General features: G+C 66.3%; 7 protein-coding genes and 1 pseudogene. 7 read left to right on the top strand and 1 reads right to left on the bottom strand.

The window, feature by feature from the left end; genetic code table 11:
• The first annotated feature begins 27 nt into the window (after positions 1 to 27).
• The 5 genes and pseudogenes from NBE95_RS00880 (at position 28) to NBE95_RS00860 (ending at position 6760) form a co-directional block, all read left to right on the top strand.
• Entirely contained in the window at positions 28 to 396 is a 369-nt protein-coding gene (locus NBE95_RS00880; RefSeq protein WP_289894038.1) for a cupin domain-containing protein, read from the top strand.
• Between the two features lie 227 nt (positions 397 to 623).
• Positions 624 to 3065: an FAD-dependent oxidoreductase gene (locus tag NBE95_RS00875; protein ID WP_289894036.1), complete on the top strand. Its 2442-nt coding sequence runs from the start codon at positions 624 to 626 to the stop codon at positions 3063 to 3065.
• A gap of 23 nt (positions 3066 to 3088) precedes the next feature.
• Positions 3089 to 5533, top strand: a complete 2445-nt coding sequence (locus NBE95_RS00870) for an FAD-dependent oxidoreductase (protein ID WP_289894035.1) — start codon at positions 3089 to 3091, stop codon at positions 5531 to 5533.
• Between the two features lie 8 nt (positions 5534 to 5541).
• Positions 5542 to 5643: pseudogene (locus tag NBE95_RS00865) on the top strand (electron transfer flavoprotein subunit alpha/FixB family protein); the annotation flags it as partial.
• Between the two features lie 259 nt (positions 5644 to 5902).
• Positions 5903 to 6760: a DUF2189 domain-containing protein gene (locus NBE95_RS00860; RefSeq protein WP_289894034.1), complete on the top strand. Its 858-nt coding sequence runs from the start codon at positions 5903 to 5905 to the stop codon at positions 6758 to 6760.
• A gap of 84 nt (positions 6761 to 6844) precedes the next feature.
• On the opposite strand, the gene NBE95_RS00855 is transcribed toward NBE95_RS00860, so the two are convergent.
• Complete coding sequence (locus NBE95_RS00855; RefSeq protein WP_289894033.1) at positions 6845 to 8506, bottom strand: OFA family MFS transporter; 1662 nt, start codon at positions 8504 to 8506, stop codon at positions 6845 to 6847.
• A gap of 378 nt (positions 8507 to 8884) precedes the next feature.
• Between NBE95_RS00855 and NBE95_RS00850 the strand changes: the two genes are divergently transcribed.
• Positions 8885 to 10255, top strand: a complete 1371-nt coding sequence (locus NBE95_RS00850; RefSeq protein ID WP_289894032.1) for a sigma-54 dependent transcriptional regulator — start codon at positions 8885 to 8887, stop codon at positions 10253 to 10255.
• Positions 10248 to 12221, top strand: a complete 1974-nt coding sequence (locus NBE95_RS00845; RefSeq protein WP_289894031.1) for an ATP-binding protein — start codon at positions 10248 to 10250, stop codon at positions 12219 to 12221. Before NBE95_RS00850 ends, NBE95_RS00845 begins: the two co-directional genes overlap by 8 nt.
• Positions 12222 to 12230: the final 9 nt, after the last annotated feature.

Here is a 12230-nt window from a genome sequence, read left to right as displayed (position 1 = left end):
GGCCGAAACAGGACCAAGAGGAACGAAATGGATATCGTCGATTTTTCCGCCAAACCGCAAGACAGCACGCAGCGCCGCCTTGCCGATCTTCCCGGACGAGTCGTTGCAGGCGACCCCCGGCACGAGACGCATCTGCATTTTCGCAGCCCGGATGGCGCCCTTGTCGCAGGCACCTGGACCTCGAGCCCGGGGAAATGGCACGCCTTCACCGACCGCGATGAGTTCTGCCACATCATCGCGGGCCGTTGTGCGCTGATATCCAGCGACGGGCAGCGTTGGGAATTCACGGCGGGCCAGTCCTTTCTGATCCCGAATGGCTTCAGAGGCTATTGGGAGATCATCGAAACCACGACCAAGCATTTCGTCATTCGCGAGCATGAGACCTCAGGCCAGTAGCGGCTGCAGGTCTGGAATGACCGACGTCGACGATATGCGATTGAGTGAGACGTCTGAACGCTTCCATGGGTAAAGTTCCGTCCTGCCGTGAAGATTATGCGAATAATTTCACAGTCAGGACAGGAACGCCTTGGGCGCGCTGCAGGGTTTGGCCTGTTCCGCCGCTCTCCGTAATGAACCGGTGCTGCGCACCGTGCCATCCATCTTTCTGCTTCTGAGGTTCAGATATGGCTCTTCCTTCCTCGACCCGCGTTGTCATCATCGGTGGTGGGGTGGTCGGCGTCTCGGCGCTGTATCATCTGGCCAGGGCGGGTTGGACCGATTGCGTCCTGCTTGAAAAGAACGAGCTGACGGCGGGCTCGACATGGCACGCGGCGGGGAACTGCCCGAACTTCGCCGCGAACTACGGCGTCATGAACATGCAGCGCTATGGCCTTGCGCTTTACCGTGGGCTGGCGACGGAAGTGGATTACCCGATCAACTATCACGTTACCGGCGCGATCCGTCTGGCCCATAGCCATAAGCGGATGATGGAATTCGAACGCGTGCGCGGCATGGCGGCCCATATGGGGTTGACCATGGACATGTGCACGCCCGACGAATTGCAGCGGCACTTCCCCTTCATGGAGACGCATGATCTGGAAGGTGGCCTCTGGGATCCGCTGGACGGCGATATCGACCCGAGTCAGGTGACCCAGGCGCTGGCCAAGGGCGCGCGGGCGCATGGCGGCACCATCGCGCGCTTCACCCCCGCCACGGGCGTCAGCCGCAAGGACGGCGAATGGATCGTCCATACCGCAAAGGGCGACATCCGCTGCGAATATGTGGTGAACGCGGCGGGCTATTATGCCGGGCGGGTCGGGGAATGGTTCCTGCCGCATGGCGGGCGTCCGGTGCCCCTGACCGTGATGAGCCATCAGTATTTCCTGACCGAGGCCATTCCCGAGATCGCGGCCTGGACCAAGGAACACGGGCGCAAGCTGCCGATGCTGCGCGATGTCGACAGCTCTTACTATCTGCGGCAGGATACGCATTCGCTGAACCTGGGCCCCTACGAACGCGACTGCCGGGCGGCATGGGTGACCGAAGGCGACCGGATGCCGGAGGATTTCAGCTTCCAGCTTTATCCCGACGATCTGGACCGGTTGGAATGGTATATCGAGGATGCGATGGCGCGGGTGCCGCTGTTGGGCACGCAGGGCGTGCAGCGCAATATCAACGGTCCGATCCCCTATGCGCCGGACGGACTGCCGATGATCGGTCCGATGCCTGGTGTGCCCAATGCTTTCGAGGCCCACAGCTTCACCTTCGGGATCGCGCAGGGGGGCGGGGCGGGCAAGATCCTGTCGGAATGGATCATGCATGGCCATACCGAATGGGACATGTGGTCGGTCGATCCGCGCCGCTTCACCGGCCATGCCGACGCGCAATATTCGCTTGCCAAGGCGTTGGAGACCTATGGCCATGAATACGCGATGCATTTCCCGCAGCACGAATGGCCCGCCGGGCGGAACCGCAAGCTGTCGCCGAACCATGGCCGTCTGATCGCGGATGGCGCACAGATGGGTGCCTATAACGGATGGGAACGCGCCAACTGGTTCGCGGCAGCGGGCGATGACACATCCGAGGAAGCGACGCTGACCTGGGATCGCAGCGGCCCCTGGCAGGCCCGCGTCCGCGCCGAGGTTCAGGCCGTCCGCGACGGGGTCGGGGTGATCGACCTTTGCGGCTTTTCGCGTTTCGACCTGGAAGGACCGGGCGCGGCCGCATGGCTGCGCCGCATGATTGCAGGCGGGCTGCCCAGGGTCGGGCGGCTGAACCTGATCTATTTCCCGGATGCGCGCGGCCGCGTGCTGACCGAGATGTCCTGCATCCGGCATGGCGATGACAGCTTTACATTGATGACCGCCGCCGTTGCGCAATGGCATGACCTCGATCTGCTGTCGCGCGAATTGCCCGCGGCTGTGACCTTGACCGATCACACCGCCGCCGTGACTGCGATGCTGGTGACGGGACCGAAATCGCGCGACCTGCTGGCGGGGTTGTCGGATGCGGATCTGTCGCTGGACTGGCTAAGCCATCAGCAAGCCATCGTCGCGGGCAAGCCTGCGCTTCTGGCCCGCGTGTCCTTTGCGGGCGAGCTGGGATGGGAGGTTCACGCGGATTCCGCGGATGCTGCCGACATCTATGCCGCAATTCGCGACGGGGGGGCCGCGCCCTTCGGCATGTATGCGCTGAACTCCATGCGCATCGAGAAAGGCTACCTGACCTGGAAGGGCGATCTGTCCAGCGATTACAGCCTTCTGGAAACCGGCCTTGACCGCTTTGTCCGATTGGACAAGCCGCAGGACTTTCCCGGCAAGGCCATTCTTCAGGCCGAGGCGCAGGCTGGCCCGAGAAAGCGCCTGTCCACGCTGATCGTGGAAACTGGCCGGCAGGACGCGCCCTCTATGGCGGCGGTGTTTGTGGATGGACGCCGCGCCGGAGAGGTCCTGTCGGCGGCTTATGGCCACCGCGTCGACGCCGCCATCGCGATCGCGATGCTGAATGCAGAGGCCGCTGCACTCGGAACGCAAGTCGAAATCGAGGTCTATGGTCAGCGCCTGAAAGCCACGGTTCAGGAAACCGCCTGCCTTTGGGACGCCGATAACAGCCATATCCGCGCCTGAGCGTGAATGAAGGAGTGAAATACATGAATCTGCCTGCTCAAAAGGCCCGGGTCGTCATCGTCGGCGGCGGGGTGATCGGGTGCTCGGTGGCCTATCACCTGACAAAGCTGGGATGGACCGACGTGGTGCTGCTGGAACGCAAGCAGTTGACCTCGGGGACGACATGGCATGCGGCGGGGCTGATCGCCCAGCTTCGCGCCTCGCAGAACATGACGCGGCTGGCGAAATACAGCCAGGAACTCTATGGAAACCTCGAGGCCGAAACCGGCGTCGCGACGGGCTTTCGGCGCAACGGCTCGATCACCTTGGCGCTGTCTGACGAGCGTCGGGAGGAGATCCTGCGGCAAGCCTCCATGGCACGGGCCTTCGGCGTCGAGGTCGAAGAAATCAGCCCGACGGAACTGCTTGCCCGCTATCCGCATGTGAATGTCGACGGGGTTAAAACGGCGGTCTATCTGGCCAAGGACGGGCAGGGCGATCCGGCCAATATCGCACTGGCCATGGCGAAGGGGGCAAGGCAGCGCGGCGCGCAGATCATCGAACGCACCAAGGTCACCGGCTTCGTTCGCGACGGACGGCGCATCACCGGTGTCCGCTGGCAGGCCGAGGGCGCCGAGGGCACCATCGCCTGCGAGCATGTGGTGAACTGCTCGGGCATGTGGGGGCATGAGGTCGGACGCCAGATGGGCGTCAACGTGCCGCTGCATGCCTGCGAGCATTTCTACATCGTCACCGACGCCGTTCCCGGCCTGCAGCAATTGCCGACCCTGCGCGTCCCCGAGGAATGCGCCTATTACAAGGAAGACGCGGGCAAGATCCTGCTCGGTGCGTTCGAGCCCGTGGCCAAGCCCTGGGCGATGAAAGGCATTCCCGAGGATTTCGAGTTCGACCAGCTGCCCGAGGATTTCGACCATTTCGAGCCGATTCTGGAAATGGCCGTCAACCGCCTGCCGATCCTTGCGGAAACCGGCATCCATACCTTCTTCAACGGGCCCGAGAGCTTCACGCCTGACGACGCCTATCACCTTGGCCTTGCGCCCGAGATGGACAATGTCTGGGTCGCGGCGGGTTTCAATTCCATCGGCATCCAGTCTGCGGGGGGGGCGGGCATGGCGCTGGCCTCATGGATGGAGACGGGCGAAAAGCCCTTTGATCTGGGCGATGTCGATATCGCGCGGATGCAGCCCTTCCAGGGCAACAAGACCTATCTGTTCGAGCGCTCCAAGGAAACTCTCGGACTGCTTTACGCCGATCATTTCCCCTATCGCCAAAAGGCGACGGCACGGGGCATCAGGCGTTCCCCGTTGCACGAAGCGCTGAAGGCCGAAGGCGCGGTCATGGGCGAGCTGGCCGGGTGGGAGCGCCCGAACTGGTTCGCCGATCCGGGGCAGCCGGCCGAGTACGAATATTCGTGGAAGCGCCAGAACTGGTTCGACAATGCCGGCCGCGAACACAAGGCGATCCGCGAGAATGTCGGAATCTATGACATGTCGTCCTTTGGCAAGATCCGGGTCGAGGGCCCTGATGCCGAACGCTTCCTGAACCATATCTCGGGCAGCGATCTGTCGGTGCCGGTGGGCAAGATCGTCTATAGCCAGTTTCTGAACGCATCCGCAGGGATCGAGGCCGATGTGACCATCAGCCGCCTGTCTGAAACCGCCTTCCTGGTGGTGACGCCGGCCGCGACCCGATTGGCGGACCAGGCCTGGATGCGGCGCCATATCGGCGAGCGGCGGGTCGTCCTGACCGACATCACCGCGGCCGAGGCCGTGATCTGCGTCATGGGGCCGAACGCGCGCGCCCTGCTGCAGCGTGTGTCGCCGAACGATTTCTCGAATACCGCGAATCCCTTCGGCACCTGGCAGGATATCGAGATCGGCATGGCCATCGCCCGCGTCCATCGCGTCACCTATGTCGGAGAGCTTGGCTGGGAAATCTATGTCTCCTCGGATATGGCCGCCCATGTCTTCGAGGTGTTGCGCGACGCGGGCCGCGATCTGGGCGCCAAGCTCTGCGGGCTGCATATGATGGACAGTTGCCGCTTGGAAAAGGGTTTCCGCCATTTCGGGCACGACATCTCGGCCGAGGATCATATCCTTGAGGCGGGGCTGGGTTTTGCGCTGAAAAAGACAGATGCGGATTACATTGGGCGCGACGCCGTGCTGCGCAAGCGCGAGGCGGGCCTGCAGAAGCGGCTGGTCCAGTTCATGCTCACCGATCCGGAGCCGCTGCTTTATCACGCCGAGCCGATCCTGCGCGACGGGCGCATTGTCGGCTATCTCAGTTCGGGCGGCTATGGCCACCATCTGGGCGCGGCTCTGGGCATGGGCTATGTCCCTTGCATGGGCGAGAGCGCGCAGGACCTGCTGGCATCCGATTACCAGATCGAGATTGCAGGGCGCCGGATCTCGGCGAAGGCCTCACTGAGTCCCTTCTACGATCCGAAATCGGAACGGACCAAGGTCTGATTCCCGGCAAGGTCATCGTCGCGATCGACCAGGACGAGGGAGCGCCGATCTTTCAAGCGGCAGATCTCGGCCTTGTCGCCGCGCTGTTCGAGGCCGTCCCCGAACTGACCAGGGCGCTTCAGCCGGCAACGGCACGGCGGACTGACGGCAAAACCCCTGCCGCGACAGTCCGCGCCCGCCTGGCGGTGGTGCCGGTCCCCGGGGCAAAGGCCTTGGACCTCTCGCGATTCCAGCGTGCAACCGCACGCTGAATCTGCTAGACTGCCAACCGAGGACGGTTCGGCCCGGCTTGTTCGCGGGCGGGGGCCGGGTTTCTCCGGCTGACGCCTCGCCCTGGTTTCGGGCCCTCCAGGAAGGGAGGATGCAGCCATGCACCGAGAAACGATTGGAAACCCGCTGAGCTGGAGCGCACAGCGGCTGGCCGGCATGGGCCGCAGCGCCGGCGCGGCGGTGGACGGGATCGGCAGCCATGAGAAGACCGTGCCCGAGGTCAGGCAGATCGGCGCGCGCGATATCCGCGCCGCGTTGCGCAAGGGCGTCGAGGACTTCGCGGCGCTGCGCACCGACGTCATCACCGCGGTGGCACTCTATCCGGTGATCGGCTTCGTCCTTGCCGCCTGGGCGTTCAACGCCGGGCAGGTGCACCTGCTCTTTCCGCTGGCGGCGGGCTTTCCGCTGGTCGGGCCGGTCGCGGCCATCGGCCTTTACGAGATGAGCCGCCGGCGCGAACGCGGCGAGGTGACGGACTGGAGCGCGGTTCTGGCCACGCTGACCGGCCGGGTGCTGGGGCCGGTGCTGGCGCTGGGCGCCCTGCTTGCGGTGATCTTCGCATTCTGGCTCATGGCCGCACATGCGATCTGGGCCGCCACCCTGGGGCCGCAGCCCTATGACAGTCTGCTGGTCTTTCTGCGGGACGCCGTGACCACCAGTCTGGGCTGGACGATGATGCTGGCCGGGTTCGGTGTCGGCTTCCTGTTCGCCGCCGTGGTGCTTTGCATCAGCCTGGTGTCATTTCCGATGCTGATCGACCGGCCGGTAGGCGTGCCGGTGGCGCTGGCGACCTCGCTTGCCGTTGCCCGCCGCAATCCGGGGACGACGGCGCTTTGGGGGCTGATCGTCGTCGTCTCGCTGGTTCTGGGGATGATCCCGCTGTTTGCCGGGCTGATCGTCGTGCTGCCCATCCTCGGCCACGCGACATGGCATCTTTATCGCAGGGCGGTAGGGTAGCTGCCCGGCCGGGCCATCGGACGGTCGCGCGGCACCAGCCATGGCAAAGCCCCTCCCCCCGACTGGGGAAGGGGCGGCGATGTCTTAGCCGAACAGCGCGACGGTCTTGCGGGCGGTCATCCACACGCCCCAGGCCAGCGGGATGCCCACCGCGGCCCAGGCCAGCAGCGCCGGCAGGTCGAAGCGGCCGCGGCCGATGCCGAAGGAACCCTCCTCGACCGGCGCGGCACCCTTGCCGCCGGCCTGCAAGGCGGCGACTTCCTCGGGCTTCATGAACCATTTCTCGTCCAGCGGCCGAACCAGCGCATTGCAGAGCAGCCCCAGCGCCAGGAACCCGGCAAGCGTGTACATCGTGTAGTCATAGACCTGGGCGCGCGGCACGCCGGCGGCGATCTGCGCCTCGCGCAGATAGTTCACCACCACCGGGCCGACGATCCCGGCCGTCGCCCAGGCGGTCAGCAGCCGGCCATGGATGGCGCCGACGAACTGCGTGCCGAACACATCCGCCAGATAGGCCGGCACCGTCGAGAACCCGCCGCCATACATCGAGATGATGATGCAGACCATCGCCACGAACAGCACCTGGTTGCCGGAATGCGCCACGCTGGGCGCCAGGATGTAAAGCGCAATGCCCAGGATGAAGAAGATGAAATAGGTGTTCTTGCGCCCGAATTTGTCCGAGGCCGAGGCCCAGCAGATCCGGCCGCCGATGTTGAACAGCGACAGAAGGCCGGCGAACCCGGCGGCGATGGCGGCGATGGCGGCCTTCTGCCCGGCATCCAGGTCGGTGAAGCCCAGCTCGGGCAGGCCCAGCAACCGGCCGGCGAAGATCTCCTGCAGCATCGGCGAGGCCATGCCGATCACCCCGATCCCGGCCGAGACGTTCAGGCACAGCACCAGCCAGATCAGCCAGAACTGCCGGGTCTTGTGGGCATCCCGCAGATGCACGTGGTGATGGGTGATCATCGCCGCCTGCTTGGCCGAGACCTTGGGCTGGAAGCCGGTGGGTTTCCAGCCGTTCGGCGGCACGCGATAGCCGAAGGCGCCGGCCAGCATGAAGACGAAATACACCGCCGCCAGCGTCAGGAAGGTCTGCCAGACGCCGATATCGGTCGGGGTCTGGAAATGGTTCATCAGCCGATCGGCCAAGGGGGCGCCGATCATCGCCCCGCCGCCGAAGCCCATGATGGCCATGCCGGTCGCCAGCCCGCGCCGGTCGGGAAACCACTTGATCAGCGTCGAAACCGGCGAGATGTAGCCAAGCCCCAGCCCGATGCCGCCGATGAAGCCCGAGCCAATCCACATCAGCCAAAGCTGATGCGTCATCACCCCCAGGCCGGCCAGCACCATGCCGCCGCACCAGCAGCAGGCCGCCACCACGCCGGCCTTGCGCGGCCCGGCCGTCTCGAGCCAGCCGCCCCAGATCGCGGCCGAGGAGCCCAGCAGCACGAAGAACAGCGTGTAGATCCAGCCCAGATCGGCCACCCGCCAGTCGCAACTGGTGGTGAACAGCGCCGTGGCGAGGCCCATCCCCTCGCAGACCACCGGCTCGGTGACGCCGATGGCGCGCGACAGCGGCAGCCAGAACACCGAGAAGCCATAGGCCATGCCGATGCACAGATGCACGGCCAATGCCGCCGGTGGGACCAGCCAGCGGTTGAAGCCGGGTTTGGCGATGGTGCGCTCTCGGGACAGCAGGCCGGCGGAAGCGCCGTCTCCTGTCCAGCTTTCCTGAAGATCCGTCATGTGTCTGTTTTCCTCCCTGGGCATGCGACCTGAGGTGCGATGCCGCCGGCTCCTCTTCCGGCGTGCGGTCGCAGTCGCGGATGCGTCATGGCCGGGGATCAGGCCAGATCAATACATTGATTTCAATGGACAATATGTCCGATCTGAATGGACAACCTGTCCGGGCGGCCGCGCGCCAGGCAGGGCCGCCATCGGGGCGGGGCGGCTCGCGCCCGATCGCGTCACAACAGCGGATCGCGTTCAACGGACAGTCTGTCCGCCGCGACAGTCAGGCTGTCGGTTGACCTTTGCCCCGGCTGCGCCCATCCGGCAAGAGAGCCGGGCGCTTGCCAAGCCCGGCGGGGCAATGCGACTGTGCTTGCCGAAGGGGAGGGGGCGATGCAGGCAGGGAGCGATCCAAGGCCCGGACCGCAAGGCGCGTTCGGCGAGGCGCTGGCCCAGACCACGATCCTGGTGGTCGAGGACGAGCCGGGCATGCGGAATTTCCTCGAGCGCATCCTGGCCCCGAAATGCCGTGCCGTGCACCTGGCCGCCAATGCTGCCGAAGCCAGCGCCCTGATGGCCGAGACCGATTTCGACCTGGTCATCCTGGACAATCTGATGGAGGGCCAGCGCGGCGTCGACTGGCTTTCCGACCAGCGGCGGCTGGGCTTCTTTCCGCCCGCCATCCTGATGACCGCCTATGCCGACATGGAAACCGCCATCCAGGCCCTGCAGGCCGGGGCCTCGGACTTCCTGCTGAAGCCGTTTCGCACCAACCAGTTGCTGAACGGCATCGGCCGCTGCCTGGAGGGCGAGAGGTTGCGGCGGGAAAACCTGGTGCTGCGCCAGGAGCTGCGCAACAGCGTCGACCAGGACCGGCTGCGCAGCGAGCTGATCGGCAGTTCTCCGGCCATCGAGGCCGTGCGGCAGGTGATCGCCCGGGTCGCCGCCACGCCCTCGTCGGTGCTGATCACCGGGGCGTCGGGCACCGGCAAGGAGGTGGCGGCGCGGATGATCCATGCCCTGTCGGACCGCGCCGGCCGCGCTTTCGTGCCGGTCAATTGCGCCGCCATCCCGCAGGACATGCTGGAGACCGAATTGTTCGGCCATATCCGCGGCGCCTTTCCCGGCGCCGAGCAGAACCGCGAGGGCCTGTTCATGTCAGCGCGCGGCGGCACGCTGTTCCTGGACGAGATCGCCGAGCTTTCAGTCGGGCTTCAGGCCAAACTTCTGCGCGCCATCGAGGATCGCCGCATCCGGCCGTTGGGGTCCGAACGCGAGATCTCGGTGGATGTGCGGCTGATCTTTGCCGCCAATGCCGATCTCGACAAGGCGGTGGCCGAGGGGCGGCTGCGGGCCGACCTGCTCTATCGCATCAACGTGCTGCACATCGCCATGCCGACGCTGGTCGAGCGCGGCCCGGATCTGTTCGATCTGGCCCATCTGTTCATGGACATCCTGTCCCGGCAGTTCGGCACGCGGCCCGTGCCGATCGGCGCCGAGGTGCGGGCGAACCTGGCCACCTATGACTGGCCCGGCAATGTGCGCGAACTGCGCAACGTGGTCGAGCGTGCGCTGATCCTGGGCCGCTTCCCGCCGCTGACCGCCCAGCTTGGCCGCCGCGACGGCCAGACCCTGGCCGAGATCGAACGGCGGGCGATTCTGGGCACGCTGGCGGCACTGGACGGCGACCGCGAGGCGGCCGCGGCGCGGCTGGGCATCTCGCGCAAGACCATCGACCGGCGGCTGGCGGACTGGAATGGCTGAGGCGGCCCGCCCCTTGCGTCATTCGGTCCGCTATCGCCTGCTCGCCATCGCGCTTTTGCCGGTCCTGGTGATCCTGCCGGTTTTCCTGGGCATCACCATGCATCAATGGTCGCTCAGGTTCGACCGGCTGCTGATCGCCAAGGTCAACAGCGACCTGACCGTCGCCCAGCAATATCTGCAAAACATCCTCGGAACCGCCGGCGAACGGATCGAGATGCTGGCGCGCTCCGAGGAATTTGCCCATAGCGCCGACCTGCCGGGGTTGCTGGACCTTTACCGGGTGCGGCTGGGGCTGGATTATCTCTATCTCGCCACCCCGGCCGGCGGGCTGGTCGCGGCCAGCCCGCGGGGGGCGCGTCCGATGCATGTGCCGGCTTCGGCCCCGGTGCGGGGCGCGCGCAACGTCCTCGAGGTCTTCGACCAGGCCGAGCTTCGTGCCATCTCGCCCGGCCTTGCCGCCCGGGCCGAGATCGCCCTGGTCTCTGCCGCTGCCCAGCCGCCGCCGCGGCAGACGGAAACCCGCGGCATGGTCGCCCAATCGGTCGTTTCGGCCAGCCATCCCGATACCGGCGCGCCGGCAATCATGGTGGGCGGCATCCTGCTGAACCGCAACCTTTCCATCATCGACCGCATCAACGAGCTGATCTATCGGCCCGACACCCTGCCGCCCGGCGCCCATGCCACGGTCTCGCTGTTTCTGGGCGACATGCGCATCTCGACCAATGTGACGGTGGCCGGCGGCGCGCGGGCGCTAGGCACGCGCGCCTCGGCCATCGTGCGCGACCGGGTGCTCGGTCAGGGCCAGATCTGGCTGGCTCGCGCGCAGGTGCTGCAGGACCGCTACATCTCGGCCTATGCGCCGGTCGAGGACAGCGCGAACCGGCGCATCGGCATGATCTATGTCGGCATCCTCGACCGCCCCTTCGCCGAGGCCAAGCGCCGCGCGGTGCTGCTGGTCCTGGCCGCGTTCCTGCTGGTGGCGCTGGTCACGGTGCCGGTGTTCCTGCGCTGGGCGGGCAGCATCTTCCGCCCGCTCGAGAAGATCGCCGAGACCTTCGCCCGGCTGCGCGGCGGCGACCTGTCCGCCCGCACCGGCGTCACCCGCGGCGCGGACGAGATCGCCGGGCTCGCCATGCTGCTGGACACGCTGCTGGCGCAGTTGCAGGACCGCGACCGTCAGCTTTGCGCCTGGAACGACGCGCTGAACCTGCGGGTCGAGGAACGCACCGCCGCCCTGCGCCAGGCGGTGCGCGAACTCGAGGCGGCCACGCATCAGCTGGTGCAATCGGAAAAGCTGGCCGCCCTGGGCGAGATCTCGGCCGGGATCGCGCATGAGATCAACAACCCGCTGGCGGTGATCCAGGGCAATCTGGACGTTCTGCGCGAGATCCTGGGCCCGGCCGCCCTGCCGGCCGAGACCGAGCTGCGGCTGATCGACGAACAGATCCACCGCATCTCGCAGATCGTGACGCGGTTGCTGGATTTCGCCCGGACGGACGAGCCCGGGGATGTCGATCCCGCAACCGATCCGGTGCAGGCGGTCGCGGAATGCGAGCCGCTGGTCCGGCACATGCTGGCGCGCGGCGCCGTCACCATGCGCCACGACCTGCGCTCGACGCAGATGGTGCGGATCGGCCGCGTCGCCCTGCAGCAGGTGCTGGTGAACCTGATCGCCAACGCCATCCACGCCATGCCCGAGGGCGGCGAGATCCGCATCGCCAGCCGCGACGAGCCTTGCGACGGCGCGCCCGGCGTGTCGCTGGAGCTTTCCGACACCGGCACCGGCATCCCGCCGGCGATCCTGGGACAGATCTTCGAGCCTTTCATCACCAGCCGCGGCCGCAAGGGCGGCACCGGGCTGGGGCTGTCGATCTGCCGCCGGCTGATCGAGCGCCAGGGTGGCAGCATCACGGTGGACAGCGACCCGACCGGCAGCCGCTTCCGCATCTGGCTGCCGGCTGGGTGATCGCGCCGC

The sequence above is a fragment of the Paracoccus sp. TOH genome, assembly GCF_030388245.1.
GTDB classification, from domain to species: domain Bacteria; phylum Pseudomonadota; class Alphaproteobacteria; order Rhodobacterales; family Rhodobacteraceae; genus Paracoccus; species Paracoccus simplex.
The sequence above is the reverse complement of the archived record's forward strand: the minus strand, read 5'-3'. Positions and strand labels throughout refer to the sequence as shown.